This is a genomic window from Roseateles sp. (assembly GCF_965262435.1).
Lineage (GTDB): Bacteria > Pseudomonadota > Gammaproteobacteria > Burkholderiales > Burkholderiaceae_C > Paucibacter_A.
The window spans coordinates 26898-49732 of record NZ_OZ253537.1 but is presented as its reverse complement, the minus strand read 5'-3'; the positions used below and the strand labels follow the sequence as shown (position 1 = coordinate 49732).

The following is a 22835-nucleotide window of genomic DNA, read 5'->3' as shown; positions in this document are numbered from 1 at the left end:
CAAGCCTCCAGTCCCTTGCGCTAGCACTCAAGAGTTGCGGCGCGGCCGCTGCGGCTCTGTCAGGAGAAATCATGGCCAAGAAAATTGTCGGCTTTATCAAGCTGCAAGTTGCGGCAGGCAAGGCTAATCCTTCGCCTCCGGTCGGTCCGGCGCTGGGTCAGCGCGGTCTGAACATCATGGAGTTCTGCAAGGCGTTCAACGCTCAGACCCAAGGCCACGAGCCGGGTATGAAGTTGCCGGTGGTCATCACCGCCTTCGCAGACAAGAGCTTCACCTTCGTGATCAAGTCGCCCCCGGCGACTGCCCTGATCAAGAAGGCTGTCAAGCTGGACAAGGGTTCGGCAAAGCCCCATCTGGAAAAGGTCGGCAAGCTGACCCGCGCCCAGTTGGAAGAAATCGCCAAGATCAAGGTCAAGGATTTGACCGCTGCTGATCTGGACGCTGCCGTTCGTACGATTGCTGGTTCCGCTCGCTCGATGGGCGTGCTGGTGGAGGGTGTTTGAGATGGCAAAGCTGACTAAACGCCAAAAGGCCCTGCAAGGCAAGGTCGAAACCACCAAGCTGTATCCGCTGAGCGAAGCGCTGGCCCTGGTGAAGAGCCTGGCCACCGCCAAGTTTGACGAGTCCATCGACGTGGCCGTGCAACTGGGCGTGGATGCCAAGAAGTCTGACCAAGTCGTTCGCGGCGCGGTCGTGATGCCTCACGGCCTGGGCAAGACCAAGCGCGTGGCTGTGTTCGCACAAGGTGCCAAGGCTGAAGAAGCCAAGGCTGCCGGTGCTGACGTGGTCGGCATGGAAGACCTGGCCGAGCGTATCAAGGCTGGCGACATGCCTTTCGACGTCGTGATCGCGTCCCCGGACACGATGCGTATCGTCGGTACCCTGGGTCAAGTGCTGGGCCCGCGTGGCCTGATGCCTAACCCCAAGGTCGGCACCGTCACTCCTGATGTGGCTACTGCAGTCAAGAACGCCAAGGCTGGTCAAGTCCAGTTCCGCGTTGACAAGGGCGGCATCATTCACGGCACGCTGGGTCGTCGTTCGTTCGACAACGACAAGCTGGAAGGCAATCTGCGCGCCCTGATCGAAGCCCTGAACAAGGCCAAGCCGGCCACCAGCAAGGGTGTCTACCTGCGCAAGGTCGCGATCTCTTCCACCATGGGCGTTGGCGCCCGCGTGGAAGTGGCCAGCATCAACGCTCAAGCTTCGGCCTGAGTTTGAAGAAATGAGGTGCGGCGCTTGTCTGGCGCCGCGCTGATGAATTGGTGGGCTGAGGCTCGACAGAAGACAGTTCCCAGCGGACTGTCTTGTGCGCGCCGAAGGCCTTTGTGCTCTCAAGCGCAAAGGCCGGGTGTTCGCAAATGCGCGAGCTTCAGGTCATCCAAGACCGTTGGTGTCGCGTCGCTTTTCAGTGGCGCGGCTTAATCGAAAGCCAGGTGCAAGCCGGGCCGGAAACCAACGCAGATGGCGGTCCCGCTGTAAAGGTCTGATTTGTTCTTCGTTCTGAACTGGGCGAAGGATGGGTTTCCTGGACAGAAGGTCGCTGAACCCGGGTGTGTCCGGAGCCGCAAGGCAAAGGACACGTTTTTGTGAGGAGTAGACCTTGAGTCTCAATCGCAACGAGAAAGCAGCCGTCGTTACGGATGTGGCAGCCCAAGCGGCGAAGTCGCAGACCCTGGCGTTGGCCGAATACCGTGGCCTCACCGTTGAAGCCTTGAACAAGCTGCGCGTCGAAGCGCGTGCCAAGGGTGTGTATCTTCACGTGCTGAAGAACACCCTGGCGCGTCGTGCCGTCGCCGGTACCCCGTTCGAGGCTGCTTCGGAGAGCATGGTCGGCCCGCTGATCTATGGCTTTTCTGAAGACGCTGTGGCCGCGGCCAAAGTCATCGCTGACTTTGCCAAGACCAACGACAAACTGATCATCAAGGGCGGAGCCTACGGTGGCAAGGCACTGGATGCTAACGGCGTGAAAGCCCTGGCATCGGTCCCCAGCAAGGAAGTCCTGCTGGCGCAACTGTTGGGTCTCATGCAGTCGCCGGTGTCGCGTTTCGCACGCGTCATCGCCGCTGTGTCCGAGCAACGTGGTGGTGCAGCTGCTCCGGCCGAAGCCGAAGCAGTGGCCGAAGCCGCGCCTGCTGCCTGAACGATCTGCTGTTAAAGCAACCATTAACTGAATCTAGGAGCCTCAAATGGCATTCGATAAAGACGCATTCATCACCGCCCTGGACGCCATGACCGTTCTGGAACTCAATGACCTGGTCAAGGCCATTGAAGAGAAGTTCGGCGTGTCCGCTGCTGCTATGGCCGCTCCGGCCGCTGGTGGCGCCGCTGCTGGTGCAGCCGCTGCTGAAGAGCAGACCGAGTTCAACGTTGTGCTGCTGGAAGCCGGCGCCAACAAGGTGTCCGTCATCAAGGCCGTGCGCGAAATCACCGGTCTGGGTCTGAAGGAAGCCAAGGACCTGGTCGACGGCGCTCCCAAGGCTGTCAAGGAAGCCGTGGCCAAGGCCGATGCCGAAGCCGCCAAGAAGAAGCTGGAAGAAGCCGGCGCCAAGGTCGAAGTCAAGTAATTGGCTCAGGGGGCGGGCTTTGCAGCCTTCCCCCGTTGACCCGGTTGCGACCGGCTCTGCGCTCTTGTTGATGTCCCGCCTGACGAGGTCTTGGGGATTCCAGCAAGCAGCAAGAAGCATCGGTCAAAGCCTGAAAGGGGTAGGTCTACGGACCTCCCCCTTTTGCTGTTTTAGGGGTTAGTCCTGTTGAGAATAGTTGAAAGCTTCGCGCGGGGTATGATGCGCGGTTCTTTCAAGTGTTCTCTGATCCGACTGCAGAGATCCGGTTTGGTCGGGCCCAGGTGCAATGCCAGGGTTGTCCGCCAGCGGTTGGTAGTGGCCAACCACCAAGCATCGAGCCATCCGTTCTGGATGTGGCTCGTGAAGCCAGTCGCCGACGAAGCCCGTCCCACGGCCAGGGGTGGGCTCTCGACACGGAGTGTTTATGGCGCAAGCAACCCCCTATAGCTATACCGAGCGCAAGCGGATTCGCAAGAGCTTCGGCAAGCGCGAGAGCGTTCTCAACGTTCCCTATTTGCTCACCATGCAGAAAGAGGCCTATGTGGCCTTCCTGCAAAAGGACGTTCCCCCCGCCAAACGCAAGGCCGAAGGCCTGCAGGCAGCCTTCCTTTCCGCGTTCCCGATTGTTTCGCACAACGGTTTCGTGGAAATGAAATTCCTCGAATTCAACATCGCCAAGCCACCGTTCGACACCCGTGAGTGTCAGCAGCGGGGCTTGACCTATGCAGCCGCCGTGCGCGCGCGTCTGCAGATGATCATTTACGACCGTGAATCGCCCCAGGCGAAGACCGTCAAGGAAATCAAGGAACAAGAGGTCTACATGGGCGAAGTGCCCCTGATGACCGACTACGGTTCCTTCATCGTCAATGGCACCGAGCGTGTCATCGTTTCGCAGCTGCACCGCTCGCCCGGCGTGTTCTTCGAGCACGACAAGGGCAAGACCCACTCGTCCGGCAAGCTGCTGTTCTCGGCCCGCATCATTCCTTACCGCGGTTCGTGGCTGGACTTTGAATTCGACGCCAAGGACATCTTGTTCTTCCGCGTCGACCGCCGCCGCAAGATGCCGGTCACCATCCTGCTCAAGGCCATCGGCCTGAATCCCGAGCAGATCCTGGCCCACTTCTTCGTCTTCGACAACTTCCGTCTGATGGACGTGGGTGCGCAGATGGAGTTCGTGGCCGACCGCCTGAAGGGCGAAGTCGCTCGCTTTGACATCACCGACAAGAGCGGTGCCGTCATCGTCGAGAAGGACAAGCGCATCACTGCGCGCCACACCCGCCAGCTGGAGCAATCCGGCACTCAGCACGTCACCGTGCCCGAAGACTTCCTGCTCGGCCGCGTGCTGGCCAAGAACATGGTCGACGGCGACACCGGCGAGATCATCGCCAAGGCCAATGACGAGCTGACCGATGCGCTGCTGAAGAAGCTGCGCTCGGCTGGCATCAAGGACGTGCAGTGCCTGTTCACCAATGAACTGGACGAAGGCGCCTACATCAGCCAAACCCTGGCCACCGACGAAACCGTCGACCAGCTGGCTGCCCGCGTCGCCATCTACCGCATGATGCGCCCCGGCGAGCCGCCGACGGAAGACGCGGTCGAGGCCCTGTTCAACCGCCTGTTCTACAACGCCGACACCTACGATCTGTCGCGCGTGGGCCGGATGAAGTTCAACGCCCGTGCTGGCCGCGACACGCCCGAAGGCGCGATGACGCTGTCCAACGAGGACATCCTGGACGTCGTCAAGATCCTGGTCGAGCTGCGCAATGGCCGTGGCGAAGTCGATGACATCGACCACTTGGGCAACCGTCGCGTGCGTTGTGTGGGCGAACTGGCCGAAAACCAGTACCGCTCGGGCTTGGCTCGTATCGAGAAGGCTGTCAAGGAACGTCTGGGCCAGGCCGAGACCGAAGCCCTGATGCCGCATGACCTGATCAACAGCAAGCCGATCTCGGCTGCACTGAAGGAATTCTTCGGTGCCTCGCAGCTGTCGCAGTTCATGGACCAAACCAACCCGTTGTCGGAAATCACGCACAAGCGTCGTGTTTCCGCTCTGGGCCCGGGCGGTCTGACCCGCGAACGTGCCGGCTTCGAAGTCCGGGACGTGCACCCCACCCATTACGGCCGCGTCTGCCCGATCGAAACGCCGGAAGGCCCGAACATCGGTCTGATCAACTCCCTGGCGCTGTACGCTCAGTTGAACGAGTACGGCTTCCTGGAAACGCCGTATCGCCGCGTGGTCGAAGGCAAGGTCACCAAGCAGATCGACTACCTGTCCGCCATCGAGGAAGGCAAGTACGTCATCGCTCAGGCCAATGCCTCGCTGAGCAAGGAAGGCGCGCTGATCGACGAGCTGGTCTCGGCCCGTGAAAACGGTGAATCGGTGCTGACCTCGCCCGAGCGCATCCAGTACATGGACGTGGCCCCGACCCAGATCGTGTCGGTTGCTGCCTCGCTCGTGCCCTTCCTGGAGCACGACGATGCGAACCGCGCACTGATGGGCGCCAACATGCAGCGTCAAGCCGTGCCCATCCTGCGCCCCGAAAAGGCGCTGGTGGGTACCGGTGTCGAGCGCGTGGCGGCCAAGGACTCGGGCACCGTGGTGGCAGCTCGCCGCGGCGGTATCGTGGACTACGTGGACACCAACCGTATCGTGATTCGCGTCAATGACGCGGAGACCGTGGCCGGTGAAGTCGGCGTCGACATCTACAACCTGATCAAGTACCAGCGTTCCAACCAGAACACCAACATTCACCAGCGCCCGATCGTCAAGCGCGGTGACCATGTGGCTGCTGAAGACATCATCGCGGACGGCGCTTCCACCGACATCGGTGAACTGGCGCTGGGCCAGAACATGCTGGTCGCCTTCATGCCCTGGAACGGCTACAACTTCGAAGACTCGATCCTGATCTCCGAACGCGTGATCGCCGAAGACCGCTACACCTCGATCCACATCGAGGAACTGGTGGTCAACGCGCGTGACACCAAGCTGGGCAGCGAAGAAATCACCCGCGACATCCCCAACCTGTCCGAGCAGCAACTGGCTCGCCTGGACGAGTCGGGCATCGTCTACGTCGGCGCCGAAGTGAACCCCGGCGACGTGCTGGTGGGCAAGGTCACGCCGAAGGGCGAGACCACGCTGACTCCGGAAGAGAAGCTGCTGCGCGCCATCTTCGGTGAGAAGGCTTCCGACGTGAAGGACACGTCCCTGCGTGTCGACCAAGGCACCTCGGGCACCGTCATCGACGTGCAGGTCTTCACCCGCGAAGGCATCCAGCGTGACAAGCGCGCTCAGCAGATCATCGACGATGAACTGAAGCGCTTCCGCCTGGACCTGAACGACCAGCTGCGCATCGTCGAGGCCGACGCCTTTGACCGTATCGAAAAGCTGCTGATTGGCCGCGTGGCCAACGGCGGCCCGCAGAAGATCGCCAAGGGCACGGTCATCGACAAGGCCTATCTGTCCGGCGTCGACAAGTTCCATTGGTTCGACATCCGTCCTGCCGAGGACGAAGTCGCCAACCAGCTGGAGTCGATCAAGAACTCCCTGGAGCAGACCCGTCACAGCTTCGACCTGGGCTTTGAAGAAAAGCGCAAGAAGCTCACGCAAGGCGACGAATTGCCGGCTGGCGTGCTGAAGATGGTCAAGGTCTACCTGGCCGTCAAGCGCCGCCTGCAGCCTGGCGACAAGATGGCCGGCCGCCACGGTAACAAGGGTGTGGTGTCCAAGATCGCTCCGATCGAAGACATGCCCTATATGGCCGACGGTACGCCGGCTGACATCGTGCTGAACCCGCTGGGCGTGCCCTCGCGGATGAACGTGGGTCAGGTGCTGGAAGTTCACTTGGGCTGGGCCGGCAAGGGCATTGGCCAGCGCATCGGTGACATGCTGCAGGAACACGCCCGCGTGTCCGAGCTGCGTCAGTTCTTCGATGAGCTGTACAACAAGTCCGGCGGCAAGGCCGAGCATTTGGACGACCTGAGCGACGACGAGATCCTCGAGATGGCCAGCAATCTGCGCCATGGCGTGCCGTTTGCGACGCCGGTGTTCGACGGTGCCAAGGAAGATGAAATCCGCGCCATGCTGAAGCTGGCCTACCCGGATGACATCGCCGCCAAGAAGGGCCTGACCGCCACGCGCACCCAGGCTTATCTGTCGGACGGCCGCAGCGGCGAGCGCTTCGAGCGCCCGACCACCGTCGGCTACATGCACGTGCTGAAGCTGCACCACTTGGTGGACGACAAGATGCACGCCCGTTCGACCGGCCCCTACAGCTTGGTCACCCAGCAGCCGCTGGGCGGTAAGGCTCAGTTCGGTGGCCAGCGTTTCGGTGAGATGGAAGTGTGGGCGCTGGAAGCTTATGGCGCCTCCTACATCCTGCAGGAAATGCTGACGGTCAAGTCCGACGACGTGAACGGCCGGACCAAGGTCTACGAGAGCATCGTCAAGGGTGAGCACACGATCGAAGCCGGCATGCCGGAATCGTTCAACGTGCTGGTCAAGGAAATCCGTTCGCTCGGTATCGATATTGAGTTGGAACGCAACTAAGGCAGGGCGGGGGGTCTCCGCCGTGGCGCATGAAGCGCTCGGCTGTGCCCCTTCCTTTGAGCTGAACGTTTTGTATCCGACTAAAAAACCAAGGAGTTATGCATGAAAGGCTTGCTGGACCTTTTCAAGCAGTTCACACCCGACGAACATTTCGACGCAATCAAGATCGGGCTCGCATCGCCCGAGAAGATTCGCTCGTGGTCTTTCGGCGAGGTGAAGAAACCTGAGACGATCAACTACCGCACGTTCAAGCCCGAGCGTGACGGCCTGTTCTGCGCCAAGATCTTCGGCCCCATCAAGGACTATGAGTGCCTGTGCGGCAAGTACAAGCGCCTGAAGCACCGCGGCGTCATCTGCGAGAAGTGCGGCGTTGAAGTCACCCAGACCAAGGTTCGCCGTGACCGCATGGGTCACATCGACCTGGCCGCGCCTTGCGCTCACATCTGGTTCCTGAAGTCCCTGCCTTCGCGCTTGGGTCTGGTGCTGGACATGACGCTGCGCGACATCGAACGCGTGCTGTACTTTGAAGCGTATGTGATCGTTGATCCGGGCATGACCCCGCTGAAGAAATTCGCGATCATGACCGAGGACGACTACGACGCGAAGCGCGTGGAATTCGGCGACGAGTTCATCGCGCTGATGGGCGCCGAGGGCATCAAGAAGTTGCTGGAAGAGATGGATCTCGACGTCGAGATCGATCGCTTGCGCAACGACATGACCGGCTCCGAGCTCAAGGTCAAGAAGAATTCCAAGCGCCTCAAGGTCATGGAAGCCTTCAAGCGTTCGGGCATCAAGCCGAACTGGATGGTGCTGGAAGTGCTGCCCGTGTTGCCGCCGGACCTGCGTCCGTTGGTGCCGTTGGACGGCGGCCGCTTCGCGACCTCCGACCTGAACGACCTGTATCGCCGCGTCATCAACCGCAACAACCGTCTCGCTCGCCTGCTCGAGTTGAAGGCCCCTGAAATCATCGTGCGCAATGAAAAGCGCATGCTGCAGGAAGCCGTGGACTCGCTGCTGGACAACGGCCGTCGCGGCAAGGCCATGACTGGCGCCAACAAGCGTGCGCTCAAGTCCCTGGCCGACATGATCAAGGGCAAGAGCGGTCGTTTCCGTCAGAACTTGCTGGGTAAGCGCGTCGACTATTCCGGTCGTTCGGTGATTACCGTGGGCCCGACTCTGAAGCTGCACCAGTGCGGTCTGCCCAAGCTGATGGCCCTGGAACTGTTCAAGCCTTTCATCTTCTCGCGCCTCGAAGCCATGGGCATCGCGACGACGATCAAGGCGGCCAAGAAGGAAGTCGAATCCGGCACCCCCGTGGTCTGGGACATCCTGGAAGAGGTCATCAAGGAGCACCCGGTTCTGCTGAACCGTGCGCCCACGCTGCACCGTCTGGGCATCCAGGCTTTCGAGCCCGTGCTGATTGAAGGCAAGGCCATCCAACTGCACCCGCTCGTCTGCTCGGCCTTCAACGCCGACTTCGACGGTGACCAGATGGCTGTTCACGTGCCGCTGTCGATCGAAGCGCAGATGGAAGCCCGCACCCTGATGCTGGCCTCCAACAACGTGCTGTTCCCGGCTTCCGGTGAACCGTCGATCGTGCCGTCGCAAGACGTGGTGCTGGGTCTGTACTACGCGACCCGCGAACGCATCAACGGCAAGGGCGAGGGCATGGTGTTCTCGGACATCTCGGAAATGATCCGCGCGCTGGAAAACGGCGCCGTCGAGATCACGGCCAAGATCAATGTCCGCATGGTTCAGTACACCAAGGGCGAGGCCGAGGGCGAGTGGATCCCCGAGACCAAGCTGGTGAGCACGACCGTCGGTCGCGCGCTGCTGAGCGAAATCCTGCCCAAGGGCCTGCCGTTCTCGAACATCGACAAGGCCCTGAAGAAGAAGGAAATCTCGCGCCTGATCAACACTTCCTTCCGCAAGTGCGGTCTGAAGGAAACCGTGGTGCTGGCTGACAAGCTGCTGCAGTCCGGTTTCAAGCTGGCCACGCGTGCGGGTATCTCGATCGCGGTTGACGACATGCTGGTGCCGCCTGAGAAGCCGGTGCTGATCGCCCGCGCCGAGAAGGAAGTCAAGGAGATCGAGCAGCAATACGTCTCCGGTCTGGTGACCGCCGGCGAGCGCTACAACAAGGTCGTGGACATCTGGGGCAAGACCGGCGACGAAGTCGGTAAGGTCATGATGAGCCAGCTGTCCAAGCAGAAGACCATCGACCGTCATGGCAAGGAAGTGAACGAAGAATCGTTCAACTCCATCTACATGATGGCCGACTCCGGCGCTCGTGGTTCTGCCGCTCAGATTCGCCAGCTCTCCGGTATGCGGGGTCTGATGGCCAAGCCTGATGGCTCCATCATTGAGACGCCGATTACCGCGAACTTCCGCGAAGGCCTGAACGTGTTGCAGTACTTCATCTCCACCCACGGTGCTCGTAAGGGCCTGGCGGATACGGCGCTGAAGACCGCGAACTCGGGTTACCTGACCCGCCGTCTGGTTGACGTGACGCAGGATCTGGTGGTGATCGAGGACGATTGCGGCACCGACAACGGCATCGCCATGCGCGCCCTGGTCGAAGGCGGTGAAGTGATCGAATCGCTGCGCGACCGCATTCTGGGTCGTGTGGCCGCCATCGATGTGCTGCACCCCGAGACTCAGAACGTGCTGCTGGCCGCAGGCACCATGCTGGACGAGGACAACCTCGACATGCTGGAAGCTGCCGGCGCCGACGAGGTCAAGGTCCGCACGCCGCTGACTTGCGCCACACGCTTCGGCCTGTGCGCCAAGTGCTATGGCCGCGATCTGGGCCGCGGTGGCCTGGTCAATATCGGTGAAGCGGTTGGCGTGATTGCCGCCCAGTCCATCGGTGAGCCGGGTACCCAGCTGACCATGCGTACCTTCCACATCGGTGGTGCGGCATCGCGTGCAGCTGTGGCTTCGAGCGTGGACGCCAAGTCCGACGGCTTGATCGGCTTCAACGCCACCATGCGCTATGTGACGAACGGCAAGGGCGAGCTGGTGGTGATTTCCCGTTCCGGCGAAATCATCATTGCCGACCAACATGGCCGTGAGCGCGAGCGCCACAAGGTACCTTACGGTGCGATCCTGAGCATCAAGCCGGATCAGGCCATCAAGGCTGGCACCATCCTGGCCAATTGGGACCCGCTGACCCGCCCCATCATCACCGAGTTCGCCGGTCAGGCGCGCTTCGAGAATGTGGAAGAAGGCGTGACCGTGGCCAAGCAGGTCGACGAAGTGACCGGTCTGTCCACCCTGGTGGTGATCGATCCCAAGCGTCGCGGTGCCGCCAAGGTCGTGCGTCCGCAGGTCAAGCTGCTGGACGCGAACGGCAACGAAGTGAAGATCCCTGGCACCGACCACTCGGTGACCATCGGCTTCCCGGTCGGCTCGCTGGTGCAGGTGCGTGACGGTCAAGACCTGGCCCCGGGTGAAGTGCTTGCACGTATCCCGATGGAAGGTCAGAAGACTCGAGACATTACCGGCGGTCTGCCGCGTGTGGCCGAGCTGTTCGAAGCCCGTTCGCCCAAGGATGTGGGTGTGCTGGCCGAGCTGACCGGTACGGTGTCTTTCGGTAAGGAGACCAAGGGCAAGAACCGCCTGGAAATCACCGACCCCGATGGCAAGAAGCACGAAGAGCTGGTGCCCAAGGAAAAGAACATCCTGGTGCACGAAGGCCAGGTGGTCAACCGCGGCGAATTGATTGTGGACGGCGCTGCCGACCCGCAAGACATCCTGCGCCTCTTGGGCATGGAAGAGCTGGCTCGCTACATCGTTGACGAAGTGCAGGACGTGTACCGTTTGCAAGGTGTGAAGATCAACGACAAGCACATCGAGGTGATCGTTCGCCAGATGCTGCGTCGTGTGCAGATCACCAATGCCGGCGACTCCAGCTACATCATCAACGAGCAAGTGGAACGCTCGGAGCTGTTCGATACCAACGATCGTCTGCGCAAGGAAGGCAAGGTTCCGGCCACCTATTCCGACGTGCTGATGGGTATCACCAAGGCTTCGCTGTCGACCGATTCCTTCATCTCGGCCGCTTCCTTCCAGGAAACGACCCGCGTGCTGACCGAGGCTGCCATCATGGGCAAGCGCGACGAGCTGCGTGGCCTGAAGGAAAACGTCATCGTCGGCCGCCTGATCCCCGCAGGTACCGGCATGGCCTTCCACCGCGCCCGCTTCGCCAAAGAGAAGATGGACGACGCCGAGCGCCGCGCCATTGCTCAGCAAGAAGCCGAGGAACTGGCTTCTGCGCAGATGGCCAGCGTCGACGCAGGCGCCGAGCCAGCTGCCGAGTAAACAGCGGCCACAAGCCAGCCCCTTTGATCCCGGAGCGCCTAGAAGGGCTCCGGATCAAAACAAAGGCCGCCCGATCGCAAGATCGGGCGGCCTTTTCATTGCTCGGCAGGATGGCATGTGGGAGTCTGTATTCGGCACAGAGCTGAAGTTCGATGGCCTGGTTTCTTCGCTGCGGTGGCTCGGCCCGCCGCCGTGCTCATGGTGCCCGGGCCGGCTCTGCGAGCCGACTCCCCTCGGGGCTCACTGCGCGGCTCAGCGGCGCCAAACTCCCTCCGTTCGCTGCGCTCACTGTGGTCAAACAGTGGCGCCGAGTCAGTGCTTGAAGCGCGCACTTCATGCGCGCCTGAGCCGCTCCGCTGCGCTCTCGGCCGCGCACAAATCGCCCGTCGTCGGGCCGAGCCACCTCCGAAGGTGGCGTGTTCCACCGTCGAGGGGCACATCGATCGCGATGCAAGCGCCCTGCAGTTCGGGCCGCCGCTGGGCGATTTGTGAAGGGCTGAGCAGCGCAGCGCCTCGGGGCGCGCGCGTACCCGCGCGCTTCAAGCGCTGACTTGGCGCGTCTGTCTGAACGGAACGAACGCAGTGAGTGAAGAGAGTTATGCGCCAGCCCCGAGGCGCGAGCAGCGCAAGGTAGTCGGCCCGCCAGGGCCGACCCCGGAACCATGAGCCCGGCGGCGGCCCGGACTGCAGGGCCTCACGAGGGAGAATAAGAAGGCTGCTTTGTGCCTTGAACCGACATCCCTGCCGAGGCAGCCTCCGAGATTCAAAGGGTTCACTCGTCCCCGAACAACTGCCCGTGTGCTTTCGGTGGGGTCATACCGAGGTGGCGGTAGGCCGCCAGCGTGGCAATGCGGCCGCGCGGAGTGCGTTGGAGAAAGCCTTGCTGGATCAGGTAGGGCTCGATCACGTCTTCGATCGTTCCGCTTTCTTCGCCAATGGCGGCGGCGACATTGTCGAGGCCGACCGGGCCACCGTCGAAGCGGTGCACGATGGCTTCGAGCAGCTTGCGGTCCATCAGGTCAAAGCCCTGCGGGTCGACGTCCAGCATGGCCAGGGCTTTGTCGGCGATGTCCTTGCCGATGCGGCCGTCGCCTTTGACTTCAGCGTAGTCGCGCACACGGCGCAGCAGGCGGTTGGCGATACGCGGCGTGCCACGCGAGCGCCGGGCAATCTCCAGCGCGCCCTCAGTGTCGATCGGGCTGTTCAGCAGGGCGGCCGATCGGGTGACGATGCGCTGCAGCTCGGCGGCGGTGTAGAACTCCAGCCGCGCGACGATGCCGAAGCGGTCGCGCAGCGGGTTGGTCAGCATGCCGGCGCGAGTGGTGGCACCGACCAGGGTGAAGGGCTGCAGATCGAGTTTGATCGAGCGGGCGGCCGGGCCTTCGCCGATCATGATGTCGATCTGGTAGTCCTCCAGCGCCGGGTAGAGGATTTCCTCGACCACGGGCGAGAGCCGGTGGATCTCGTCGATGAAGAGCACATCGTTCTTCTCGAGATTGGTCAGGATCGCGGCCAGGTCCTTGGGCTTCTCCAGCACCGGCCCCGAGGTCTGGCGCAGGTTCACCCCGAGCTCGGCGGCAATGATGTGGGACAGCGTCGTCTTGCCCAGACCCGGCGGCCCGAACAGCAGCACATGGTCCAGGGCTTCGTCGCGTTTGCGCGCGGCGCCAATGAAGATCTCGAGTTGTTCCCGCGCCTTGGCTTGCCCCACGTACTCGTCCAGCAGCTTGGGCCGCAAGGCGCGCTCGATCGCTTCTTCGCGCGGCGAAGCCGGTGCGGCGCTGATGACGCGGCTGACCTGGCTGGCGAAGTCGTCGGTTTGAATGCTCATGCGAAAAGGCTCCGGCAGCAGGCCATCAAGATCATCAACGCGACAGCGACTTCAGGGCCTGCTTGATGCCCTCGCTGACGCCCACGTCCGGCGGCAGCAGCTTGAGCGCCGCGGCCGCTTCCTTCTCGCTGTAGCCCAGGGCCACCAGGGCCTGCAGGATGTCGCCTTGGTTGTCGTTCACCAGGCTGGCCGGCAGGGCCAAGTCGGGGCCCAGCTTGCCCTTGAGTTCCAGCAGCAGGCGCTCGGCGGTCTTCTTGCCGATGCCCGGTACCTTGACCAAGCGGCCGGCTTCCTGCTTCGAGACCGCCTGCGCCAACTCCGCGACCGAGAGGCCGGACAGTAGGGACAGCGCCATCTTGGGGCCTACTCCGCTGATCTTGATCAGCTGGCGGAAGGTGGCGCGCTCCTCGCTGCTCAGGAATCCGTAGAGGATTTGCGCATCCTCGCGCACGACGAAATGGGTCAGCAGCGCGACGCGCTCGCCCAGGCCCGGCAGGTTGTAGAAGGTGCTCATGGGCACGTCGACCTCATAGCCGACGCCCTGCACATCAATGAGGAGCTGCGGGGGCGATTTTTCCGCGATGACGCCTGTGAGTCTGCCGATCATCGGCGCATTATCGTGCGCCCCCGGCGGCTGAGCTTCAGTTCCTGCCGAACAGGCCCAGGCGCTGCGCTTCCAGTGCCGCTTCGGCGCGCGAGGACACGTTGAGCTTGCGGTAGATCTGCTTCACGTAGTCGGCAATCGTGTGGCGGGACAGGCCCAGCTGCACACCAATCTCTGGCAAGGTGAAGCCCTTGGCCACGCGCAGCAGCACCTCGGTTTCGCGGTCGGTCAGCGAGACTTCGTGCAACACAGCCGCCGCCTGCGGGCGCTTCTGGTTGGCGAAGTGCGAGATCACCTTGCGGGCGATCGAGGGTGAGAGCGGCGGCTCTCCCTGGCTCATGCGCTGCAGCTGTTCGACCAGCAGCTCGCGGGACTGCTCTTTCAGCAGATAGCCGAATGCGCCCGCTTGCAGGGCCGGGAACAGGTGCTCGTCATCGTCATGGATGGTGACGATGACCGACTGCACCTCAGGCTGCTTCTCACGCAAGGCAGCGATCACGTCCACGCCCGATCCGTCGGGCAGGCCCAGGTCCAGCAGTGCCAGGTTGAAGCGCTGGCTGTTGACCAAGGCCAGCGCGTCTTGCACGCGCGAGCACTCGGTGATCTGGGCATTGGCGAACACTTGTTTCACCAAGGCCTTCAGCCAGGCGCGGATCTCGGGAATGTCTTCAAGCAGCAGGATGTGGTCCATGGCGGTCTCGGTCGTCCCGTGGTCACGCGGTATGCGTGCCTACTGGGTGGCATTCAAAGAGTCTGGAAGCGGTTCCAGCGATACGGCAATTTCGACAAATGAAAAAAGAAACTGAAGGCGGCATGGCGGCCGACGCTCGAATTCAGAGCGGGATTGTGAGGCGGATCACGGTTCCCCAACCCGGGCCCGATTCAACCAAGCATTGTCCCTGCATCTGCTTGGCGCGCGACTTCATGCTGGCCATGCCATGACCCCGGTCCAGGCGGCCGTCGAGCTCGGCTGGAATGCCTTGCCCATTGTCTTGGATCACGACCACAAAATCACCGTCCTGCACCGAGCAGCTGATCATGCAGTTGGTGCCGCCGCTGTGCTTGATGATGTTGCTGACCGCCTCGCGGAAGATCCGTGTGGTTTGCACGTAAGCCCGCGCTGGAAGCGTGTGCACCAGATCTTCGGACGGCGACTTCCATTCGGCATTGATATTGGCCTGGCCCAGGCGCGACACCACCTCGGCACGCCAGTCACCCAGCGCGTCGAGCAGCTGAACCGGCTTGCCGGTCAGGCCGCGCACCGACAGCCGCATTTCCTCCAGGGCTTCGCGGGCGAGGCTGGAGATGCGATCCGATTCGCTGGTGTGCACGATGGTCAGGAGCTTGGCGCCCAGGTCATCGTGCAGGTCGGCCGCGATACGCTTGCGCTCGCGCTCGGTCACCTGCTCCAGGCGTTGCTCGGCGATCACGCCAAAGTTTCGCTCCATCTCGCTGACCCGCTCCTGCATGCGCTGTTCGAACTGCGCATGTTCCTTTTCGGCTTCCACCCGGTCGCGGGCAAAGCCGAGCAGGTATTGCAAACCCATGGCCAGCAAAGCCGCCGGCAGCAGCAAGGCCAGCCAGGCGCTGATGTCTTGCAGCCCGTTCAGGCCCGGCGCCACCGGCATGGCCGCGACGGCGGTCGCCAGCAAGCCCAGGCCACAGAGCGCCAGCAAAGCCGGCGCAAAGCGCGCCTCGGGGCGCCGGCTGCCGGGTGATGGCTCGGGCTTGCCGCCCTTGGCGACATGGAGACTGGCGCGGCGCTTCCAGCTGAGGGTCAGGGCCAGCAAGGACTCCAAGGTCAGCAGCAAGGGCACGCTGTGCAGCAGAAGCGCTGCGTTTGGGTTGGCATGGTTGCGAAGGGCGACAGCCAGCGCGGGCAGCAAGAGCAACTGGCCGAACAGGGCCAGGTCTTGCCACAGCGGCATTGGCACTGGCCGGTGGAGCAGAAATTTGATGCTGCACCAGGTGCCAAAGGCCGCCAGGCTCAGGTGCAAGCCCAGCGCCAGGCCGGGGCTCAGGCCCGCGCCGGTCACCGTCAGCACTGCCGTCAGCGCCAAGCAGAGCAGCCAGGCACCAAGCCCCAGGCCGGCACCGCGCTCATGGCTGTGCCGGTAAGCGAAGGCGGCCACAGCCAGCCCCATGACCAGGAGCATGCCGGCCAGGCCGGCCAGGGGAAGGGCGCCCAGCGGCGGGCTGGCCGCCGCTTGGGCGGCGCCGCCAGTGAGCGCGAGGGCCAGTGCGATCGGGCCGGTGGTTGCCATCCGGCGCGAAACGCTCCGTGGCGAGTCTTCCTGTAACAAGCTGTGCATGGGCGTCGATTGTGCAGGAGGCCGGTGACGCTGCAGCAGTGAACAAGGCCGGGTGACAATGCTGTTATTGCCAAATCCCTAGAAGAAAGTGCCGCCGTGATCCTTCGTCATGAGTTCGCCCCGGTCGACAACAAGCGTCTGGCCCATCTGTGCGGCAGCCTGGACGAGCATTTGCGGCAGATCGAGGTGGCGCTGGCCGTGCGCATCGGTCGGCAAAACGAGCGTTTCCGCATCGAGGGGCCGAAGGCGGCCGCCGAGCGGGCCTTGCAGCTCCTGGCCGCCCTCTACGAGCGCAGCCGCCGGGCTCTGGCCCCCGAGCTCATGCAGATGGCTTTGGCCGAAGCCGCGGCTGAACTTGGGCCGGCCCGTATGGCACGGCGATCGGTGCCCAAGACGTCCGCGGCCGCCCTGCCTCCGGCACGGGCGACTGAGCTCGTGCTGCGCACCCGCCGTGCCGATCTGGCCGCGCGCACGCCGCGTCAGCATGAGTACCTGCACAACATCCTCAACCAGGACATCACCCTGGGCCTGGGCCCGGCCGGCACGGGCAAGACCTTTCTCGCCGTGGCCTGCGCGGTCGACGCGCTCGAGCGCAGCACCGTGCAGCGCATTGTTCTGACCCGCCCCGCAGTTGAAGCCGGTGAGCGCCTCGGCTTTCTGCCCGGTGACCTGACGCAAAAGGTCGACCCCTATCTGCGCCCGCTCTACGACGCCTTGTACGAACTGATGGGCTTTGACAAGGTGACCAAGGCCTTCGAGAAAGGTCAGCTGGAAGTGGCGCCCCTGGCCTTCATGCGCGGCCGCACCTTGAACCATGCCTTCGTCATCCTCGATGAGGCACAGAACACCACGCCCGAGCAGATGAAGATGTTCCTGACCCGCATTGGTTTTGGCAGCCGCTGCGTGGTCACCGGCGACACCAGCCAGATCGACCTGCCCAAGGGCGTGAGCAGCGGCCTGGTCGATGCCGAGCAGGTGCTCGCGCAGGTGGATGGGGTGGCCATGACCCGGTTCACCAGTGCGGATGTGCTGCGTCACCCCTTGGTCGCGCGCATCGTTGACGCCTACGAGGCGCGCCACCTCAGCCCCAAAGCGAAGAAAGCCCAGCCATGAGTCTGCCCGAACTGAGTCTGTCCCTGCAATTTGCCGACCCGCGCCACAAAGTGCATCTGCCGCGCCACAAGGTGGTGCGCTGGATTCGCAAGGCACTCGAGCTGCCCGGTGAAATCACCGTTCGCATCGTCGACGCCGAAGAGGGGCAGCAGCTCAATCGAGAGTTCCGTAGCAAGGACTACGCGACCAATGTGCTGACCTTCGACTACAGCCACGAGCCGGTGGTGACGGCCGATCTGGTCATCTGCGCCGAAGTGGTGGAGCGTGAGGCGACAGAGGCCGGCCTGGATCTGGCCGCGCATTACGCCCACATGCTGGTGCACGGCACCTTGCATGCTCAGGGTTATGACCACGAGGAAGATGACGAGGCTGCCTGCATGGAGGCACGTGAAAGCGAACTGATGCAGGCCTTGGGCTTTGCCGACCCTTACGCGGCACGCTGAAACGACGCTTCAGCCGTGGCGCGTGCCTAAATAGCGCTTGCGCCAGAAGAAGAGGCCCAGGCCCAGCCCTACCGCCAGCATCAGGCCGAAGGCGACCCAGAAGCCGGCCGCCTTGTGGATCAGCGGCAGGCCGTCGAAGTTCATGCCGAAGATGCCGGTGATCAGGTTCAGCGGCAGGAAGATGGCGGTCAGCACCGTCAGCGTGCGCATGATGGAGTTGGTGCGGTGGCCCAGGGCCGAGAAGTGCATCTGCACCGCCGACTCGCTGGATGACTCCATGCGCCGCACATGGGCCAGTACCCGTTCGATGTGCTCATGCACATCACGTGAACGCACCCGCAGCAGCTCGCGCTCGCGCCGCGCCGCGGGCTCCTCGGCCGAAGGCCAATCGTCCAGCACATCGATCCATTCCTGGATGGCGCTGCGCTGATCCTCGCAGGTGTCCTCCAGCCGATGCAAGGCGTCGCGTGATTCGAGCAGCAGGGGCCAGTCGTCGAAATGGCTGTTGGCGTCCATCAGCGTGCGCTGCAGCGCCGTCATCTGCCGGGTCAGCAGGCGGCGCAGCTCCAAATAGCTGTCCACCATGTGGTTGACCATGCGCAGCATCAGTTCGGCCGGGCTGTTGGGCAGGCGGGCACTGCCGCGCAGATCGCGGCCTTCAGCCAGGGCGCCCATCTTGCTGGCGAAGTAGTCGCGCACCAGACAGTCGGTCGGGTGCACGGTCAGCAGTACCCGGTCGAAGACCGCAAAGCCCACCGGGCTGGTGTCGATGGCCTTGAGCGCCTCATGGGTGCTGTGCAGCGTGCCGTGCTCGGGGTCGGCCAGCAGGTGCTCATGGCCCGGCGCAGCGGCCAGGCGCCGGAACACCAACAGGTCGTACCAGCTGGTGTAGTCGAAATGCGAGGGCAGCTGGTTGTTGAGCAGGTCGGAGACATGCAGGTCCACCACCTGACCGCAGCCCCAGCGCTGCAGGCCTTGCTGGATCTCGCCCAGCTGCAGTTCGAACTCGCGCCGGCCATAGCCCAGCCAGAGGAAGCCATCGCTGGGCAAGTCGGCCGGCAGTTGGTTCAGCTCGGTGAACTGGTCGCCGTGGATGTGGAACAGGCGCATGCCTGGGGTCAGCCAGCTTTCGCGTGCTTGAGCAGGCGGGCGGCTTCCAGCGCGAAATACGTCAGCACGCCATCAGCGCCGGCGCGCTTGAAGGCCAGCAGGGATTCCATCATCACCGCGTCGTGGTCCAGCCAACCGTTGGCGGCAGCGGCCTTGATCATGGCGTACTCGCCGCTGACCTGGTAGGCGAAGGTGGGCACGCGGAACTCGTCCTTCACACGCCGCACGATGTCGAGGTAAGGCATGCCGGGCTTGACCATCACCATATCGGCACCCTCGGCCAGATCGAGGCCGACCTCGCGCAAGGCCTCGTCGCTGTTGCCCGGGTCCATCTGGTAGGTCTTTTTGTCGGCCTTGCCGAGATTGGCTGCCGAACCGACCGCGTCGCGGAAGGGGCCGTAGAAGGCGCTCGCGTACTTGGCGCTGTAGGCCATGATGCGGGTGTGGATGTGGCCGTGGGCTTCCAGCGCCGTGCGGATGGCACCGATGCGGCCGTCCATCATGTCGCTGGGCGCCACGATGTCCACGCCGGCGGCGGCCTGCACCAGGGCTTGCTGGGCCAGGATCTCGACCGTCGGGTCATTGAGGATGTAGCCGCGTTCGTCCAGCACGCCGTCCTGGCCGTGGCTGGTGAAGGGGTCCAGGGCCACATCGGTCAGTACGCCCAGCTCCGGCACCTGCTCCTTCAGCGCCCGCACCACGCGCGGCACCAGGCCGTCGGGGTTGGTGGCTTCGCGGCCGTCGGGCGTCTTCAGCGAGGCGTCGATCACCGGGAAGAGCGCCAGCACCGGAATGCCCAGGTCCACGCATTCGCGCGCCACGTCGAGCAGGCGGTCCAGGCTCAGGCGCGCCACGCCGGGCATGGAGGCCACCGGCTCCATCCGGTTCTCACCCTCATGCACAAACACCGGCAGGATCAGGTCGCTGGCACGCACATGGTGCTCGCGCACCAGGGCCCGGGTGAAGGCATCGCGGCGCAGGCGGCGGGGGCGGCTGGCGGGGTAGGGGGCGGGCAGGGACACAGGGAACTCCGGGCGAGGCAAGGTTGTAATGAACGGGAGGCTGGGGCTGGCTTTAGGCTCACGCAGCGCGGAGGCTCGGGCCGGCGTGAGGGACTGCGCAATCTACGCGACTTCCCTGATGCACCTCCGGATGACGCTTATGTTAAAATTCACTTTGAATGATAGCCGCAAGGTGGTCGTTCCCTGCTTTTCCTCCCTGAGCAGGAGCCTTAGCGTGATGACAGCGATAAGGCTTTCTCGCCCCGGCTTCATGGCCGGGGCTTTTTTTTGTCTGCGCGCGGCGAAATCGACCGCTTCTGGCGGTTCCTCGCGCGCGTCAAGCCGCCACGCATAATGCGGCGATGCTCTGGATCAAAGCCTTTCACATCGTCTTCGTGGCCAGCTGGTTCGCCGGTCTCTTTTACCTGCCACGCATCTTCGTCAACCTGGCCATGGTGCCGGCCGACAGCCATGCCGAGCGCGAGCGCCTGCTCTTGATGGCACGCAAGCTCTACCGGTTTGCCACCTTGCTGATGATCCCGGCCCTGCTTTTGGGCGGCTGGATGTGGGCGCTGAATTTCAGCGGTTTCAACCAGGGTTGGATGCACACCAAGCTGTTGCTGGTGCTTGGCGTGATCGGCTATCACCATGCCTGCAAGTCCATCCTGCGCAGTTTTGAGCAGTCGGCCAACCGCCGCAGTCACCGCTGGTTCCGTGTCTTCAACGAGTCGGCCGTGCTGATGTTCATTGCCATCGTCGTCCTGGTGGTCGTTAAGCCCTTCTGACCCACGGGCCCGCTAGCGATGCGCCGCCAAAGCTCTGCATCCTGGCTGCTGCTGGCCTATCTGGCGCTGATCGTCTACGCCAGCCTCTATCCCTTTGGCCCCTGGATGTGGCCGCCCGGGCTGGACTTGCGCGGCATGCTCCGCCTGCCCTGGTCGCCCTATTTCAGCTGGTTTGACCTGCAGGCGAATCTGCTGGGTTATCTGCCCCTCGGATTCTTGTGTTTTGCCGCCGCCATGCGCAGCGGCTGGAGCTTGCGCGCCGGCGTTTTGGTGACCGCTGTGGCCGGGCCTTTGCTGTCCTACGGCCTGGAGACCTTGCAGTACTTCCTGCCCAACCGGGTGCCAGCCTTGGGCGACTTTTTGCTGAACGGTGCCGGCGCTTGGTTGGGGCTGTTTCTGGCCTGGTTGATCTACCGCTTGGGCGGTCTGCGGCGTTGGGGGGATGTGCGCGATTACTGGTTTCAGCCGCACAGCGCCGGCGCGTTGGCGCTGCTGGCGCTCTGGCCCTTGGGCTTGCTGTTTCCTGCGCCGGTGCCACTGGGTCTGGGCCAGTGGTTGCCGCGCCTGCAGGTGGCGGCGGTCGATTTGCTGGCTGGCACCCCCTGGGCCTTGCAGTGGGGTGACGAGTTGAACGAGAGCGCCGTGCGCGCGCTGCCGCCTGGCCTGGAGGCGATTGCAATCGCCCTGGGCTTGTTGGCGCCTACCCTGGTGGCGCTGTCGGTGGCGCGACCGGGCAAGCGCCGGCTGGCGCTGGCACTCGGCGCCTTGGGCCTGGGCGCCCTGGGTACGGCCATCTCCACGGGCCTCAATTTCGGCCCACAACATGCCTGGTCCTGGTTGACCCTGGCCAGTGGGCCGGGCTTGCTGGTTGGAGCGCTGTTGGGCATGGCGGCCAGTGCCTTGCCGCGCCGGGTCAATGCGGCCCTGGGCCTGATCGTGTTGAGCAGCCTGATCGCCTTGGTCAGCCAGGCGCCGACCGACCCCTACCTCGAAGAGCGCCTGCAAACCTGGGAACTGGGCCGCTTCATCAATATGTACGGCCTGGCCCAATGGCTGGGATGGGTCTGGCCGTTTGCGGCCCTGGCCTGGTTGCTGCGCGTGATCGCCCGCCGCGAGTCTTGAAACAAAGGGTGAACCCCAGGGCTTCTTGTCCTGGCTCCCTACAATGGCGACATGAGCTATTTCGAGCGCCACATCTTCTTCTGCCTGAACCACCGCGAAAACGGTGACAACAGCTGTGCTCAGCACGGCGCGCAGGCAGGCTTCGACCACTGCAAGGCGCGTGTGCGCGATCTGGGCCTGGGCGGCCAGGGCGGCGTGCGCGTCAACAAGGCCGGTTGCCTGGATCGCTGCGCCGGTGGCCCGGTGGCCGTGGTCTACCCCGAGGCGGTCTGGTACACCTACGTCGATCAGAGCGACATCGACGAGATCGTCGACAAGCACCTCAAAGGCGGCGAAGTGGTCGAGCGCTTGGTGCTGCCCGACAACGTCGGCCGCTGAAGAGTCGCCGCGCTCGCCATGAATTCCTTGACCGAAAAGCGCCTGGTACCCGGCCCGGCCGGTGCCATCGAATGCGCCATCGACCAGCCGGCCAGCGGCCATGCCGACCTGCCCATGCCGCCCACGCGTGGCCTGGCCCTGGTCTGCCACCCCAACCCCACGCAGGGCGGCACCATGGACAACAAGGTGGTGCAGACCTTGGCGCGCGCCTTTGTGCAATTGGGCTACCGGGTGGCGCGCTTCAATTTCCGCGGCATTGGCAAGTCCGAAGGCGGCTGGGACGAAGGCCGTGGCGAGATCGATGACGCCCTGGCTGTGTTGGCTGCCCTGCGCGAGCCAGGTGAGCCCCTGGTGCTGGCCGGTTTTTCCTTTGGTGGCTATGTGGCCTCGCAAGCCGCGCTGCGCTTGCCCGAAGACCAGCGCGCCGAAAGGCTGGCGCTGGTAGGCCCGGCGACCAGTCGCTTCGATACCGCGCCTGTGCCCTCGGACACCCTGGTCATCCACGGCGAAGTGGACGATGTCGTGCCCCTGAGCTCTGTGCTGGACTGGGCGCGGCCGCAGTCGCTGCCGGTGGTCGTGGTGCCTGGCGTCGGCCATTTCTTCCACGGCCAGCTGCCGCTGCTGCGCGATCTGGTCGTGCGCAACTGGCGCGCCTGAGCTTTTTGCTGCCCTCTGTTTTCCTGCCTGGATTCGCCTGATCGCG

17 protein-coding genes and 1 pseudogene are annotated in these 22835 nt (G+C 63.5%); 12 read left to right on the top strand and 6 right to left on the bottom strand.

Annotated elements, in window-relative coordinates; all coding sequences use genetic code 11:
* The first annotated feature begins 71 nt into the window (after positions 1-71).
* The 6 genes from rplK to rpoC all read left to right on the top strand — a co-directional run bounded on the left by rplK (position 72) and on the right by rpoC (position 11433).
* Positions 72-503: a 50S ribosomal protein L11 gene (rplK, locus tag ACQY39_RS00220; RefSeq protein ID WP_263520905.1), complete on the top strand. Its 432-nt coding sequence runs from the start codon at positions 72-74 to the stop codon at positions 501-503.
* Position 504: 1 nt separating this feature from the next.
* The gene (rplA, locus tag ACQY39_RS00215; RefSeq protein ID WP_263520904.1) at positions 505-1212 is read left to right on the top strand and encodes a 50S ribosomal protein L1; all 708 of its coding nucleotides are present in this window, start codon (positions 505-507) and stop codon (positions 1210-1212) included.
* 388 nt (positions 1213-1600) lie between these two features.
* Positions 1601-2140, top strand: a complete 540-nt coding sequence (gene rplJ / locus ACQY39_RS00210; protein WP_428502917.1) for a 50S ribosomal protein L10 — start codon at positions 1601-1603, stop codon at positions 2138-2140.
* A 46-nt stretch (positions 2141-2186) separates the two neighbouring features.
* Entirely contained in the window at positions 2187-2564 is a 378-nt protein-coding gene (rplL, locus tag ACQY39_RS00205) for a 50S ribosomal protein L7/L12 (protein ID WP_263520900.1), read from the top strand.
* Between the two features lie 424 nt (positions 2565-2988).
* The gene (gene rpoB, locus ACQY39_RS00200; protein WP_263520899.1) at positions 2989-7110 is read left to right on the top strand and encodes a DNA-directed RNA polymerase subunit beta; all 4122 of its coding nucleotides are present in this window, start codon (positions 2989-2991) and stop codon (positions 7108-7110) included.
* Between the two features lie 102 nt (positions 7111-7212).
* The gene (gene rpoC, locus ACQY39_RS00195) at positions 7213-11433 is read left to right on the top strand and encodes a DNA-directed RNA polymerase subunit beta' (protein ID WP_428502916.1); all 4221 of its coding nucleotides are present in this window, start codon (positions 7213-7215) and stop codon (positions 11431-11433) included.
* Between the two features lie 772 nt (positions 11434-12205).
* On the opposite strand, the gene ruvB is transcribed toward rpoC, so the two are convergent.
* From ruvB to ACQY39_RS00175, 4 genes and pseudogenes are all read right to left on the bottom strand, one after another.
* On the bottom strand, positions 12206-13264 hold the full coding sequence (gene ruvB, locus ACQY39_RS00190; protein WP_263520896.1) for a Holliday junction branch migration DNA helicase RuvB: 1059 nt from the start codon (positions 13262-13264) through the stop codon (positions 12206-12208).
* 34 nt (positions 13265-13298) lie between these two features.
* On the bottom strand, positions 13299-13871 hold the full coding sequence (ruvA, locus tag ACQY39_RS00185) for a Holliday junction branch migration protein RuvA (protein ID WP_263520894.1): 573 nt from the start codon (positions 13869-13871) through the stop codon (positions 13299-13301).
* A gap of 34 nt (positions 13872-13905) precedes the next feature.
* Entirely contained in the window at positions 13906-14559 is a 654-nt protein-coding gene (locus ACQY39_RS00180) for a response regulator (protein ID WP_102769750.1), read from the bottom strand.
* A gap of 142 nt (positions 14560-14701) precedes the next feature.
* Positions 14702-15379 (bottom strand): annotated as a pseudogene (locus ACQY39_RS00175) (sensor histidine kinase); the annotation flags it as partial.
* A gap of 897 nt (positions 15380-16276) precedes the next feature.
* Between ACQY39_RS00175 and ACQY39_RS00170 the strand changes: the two are divergent.
* Positions 16277-17293 carry a PhoH family protein gene (locus ACQY39_RS00170; RefSeq protein ID WP_428502915.1) on the top strand — a complete coding sequence of 339 codons (1017 nt, stop codon included), beginning with the start codon at positions 16277-16279 and terminating at the stop codon, positions 17291-17293.
* Positions 17290-17736, top strand: a complete 447-nt coding sequence (gene ybeY / locus ACQY39_RS00165) for an rRNA maturation RNase YbeY (protein WP_428502914.1) — start codon at positions 17290-17292, stop codon at positions 17734-17736. Before ACQY39_RS00170 ends, ybeY begins: the two co-directional genes overlap by 4 nt.
* Before the next feature lie 9 nt (positions 17737-17745).
* On the opposite strand, the gene ACQY39_RS00160 is transcribed toward ybeY, so the two are convergent.
* Positions 17746-18846, bottom strand: coding sequence for a magnesium transporter CorA family protein (locus ACQY39_RS00160; RefSeq protein WP_428502913.1), 1101 nt, complete (start codon positions 18844-18846; stop codon positions 17746-17748).
* Positions 18847-18854: 8 nt separating this feature from the next.
* Positions 18855-19868: a porphobilinogen synthase gene (hemB, locus tag ACQY39_RS00155; RefSeq protein ID WP_428502912.1), complete on the bottom strand. Its 1014-nt coding sequence runs from the start codon at positions 19866-19868 to the stop codon at positions 18855-18857.
* A 341-nt stretch (positions 19869-20209) separates the two neighbouring features.
* On the opposite strand from hemB, the gene ACQY39_RS00150 reads away from it, so the two are divergent.
* Genes ACQY39_RS00150 through ACQY39_RS00135 form a run of 4 tightly spaced genes read left to right on the top strand, consistent with a single transcriptional unit; the run spans position 20210 to position 22789 of the window.
* Complete coding sequence (locus ACQY39_RS00150; protein WP_263520877.1) at positions 20210-20632, top strand: CopD family protein; 423 nt, start codon at positions 20210-20212, stop codon at positions 20630-20632.
* A gap of 18 nt (positions 20633-20650) precedes the next feature.
* Positions 20651-21754: a VanZ family protein gene (locus ACQY39_RS00145; RefSeq protein ID WP_428502911.1), complete on the top strand. Its 1104-nt coding sequence runs from the start codon at positions 20651-20653 to the stop codon at positions 21752-21754.
* Positions 21755-21805: 51 nt separating this feature from the next.
* Complete coding sequence (locus ACQY39_RS00140; protein WP_428502910.1) at positions 21806-22132, top strand: (2Fe-2S) ferredoxin domain-containing protein; 327 nt, start codon at positions 21806-21808, stop codon at positions 22130-22132.
* Positions 22133-22150: 18 nt separating this feature from the next.
* Complete coding sequence (locus ACQY39_RS00135) at positions 22151-22789, top strand: alpha/beta hydrolase (RefSeq protein WP_428502909.1); 639 nt, start codon at positions 22151-22153, stop codon at positions 22787-22789.
* The last annotated feature ends 46 nt before the right edge of the window (positions 22790-22835 follow it).

Bases quoted from the DNA above. Each gene is read 5' to 3' on its own strand.
- rplK (WP_263520905.1), top strand. From the start codon at position 72: ATGGCCAAGAAAATTGTCGGCTTTATCAAGCTGCAAGTTGCGGCAGGC.
- rplA (WP_263520904.1), top strand. From the start codon at position 505: ATGGCAAAGCTGACTAAACGCCAAAAGGCCCTGCAAGGCAAGGTCGAA.
- rplL (WP_263520900.1), top strand. From the start codon at position 2,187: ATGGCATTCGATAAAGACGCATTCATCACCGCCCTGGACGCCATGACC.
- rpoB (WP_263520899.1), top strand. From the start codon at position 2,989: ATGGCGCAAGCAACCCCCTATAGCTATACCGAGCGCAAGCGGATTCGC.
- rpoC (WP_428502916.1), top strand. From the start codon at position 7,213: ATGAAAGGCTTGCTGGACCTTTTCAAGCAGTTCACACCCGACGAACAT.
- ruvB (WP_263520896.1), bottom strand. From the start codon at position 13,264: ATGAGCATTCAAACCGACGACTTCGCCAGCCAGGTCAGCCGCGTCATC.
- ruvA (WP_263520894.1), bottom strand. From the start codon at position 13,871: ATGATCGGCAGACTCACAGGCGTCATCGCGGAAAAATCGCCCCCGCAG.
- ACQY39_RS00180 (WP_102769750.1), bottom strand. From the start codon at position 14,559: ATGGACCACATCCTGCTGCTTGAAGACATTCCCGAGATCCGCGCCTGG.
- ybeY (WP_428502914.1), top strand. From the start codon at position 17,290: ATGAGTCTGCCCGAACTGAGTCTGTCCCTGCAATTTGCCGACCCGCGC.
- ACQY39_RS00160 (WP_428502913.1), bottom strand. From the start codon at position 18,846: ATGCGCCTGTTCCACATCCACGGCGACCAGTTCACCGAGCTGAACCAA.
- ACQY39_RS00150 (WP_263520877.1), top strand. From the start codon at position 20,210: ATGCTCTGGATCAAAGCCTTTCACATCGTCTTCGTGGCCAGCTGGTTC.
- ACQY39_RS00145 (WP_428502911.1), top strand. From the start codon at position 20,651: ATGCGCCGCCAAAGCTCTGCATCCTGGCTGCTGCTGGCCTATCTGGCG.
- ACQY39_RS00140 (WP_428502910.1), top strand. From the start codon at position 21,806: ATGAGCTATTTCGAGCGCCACATCTTCTTCTGCCTGAACCACCGCGAA.
- ACQY39_RS00135 (WP_428502909.1), top strand. From the start codon at position 22,151: ATGAATTCCTTGACCGAAAAGCGCCTGGTACCCGGCCCGGCCGGTGCC.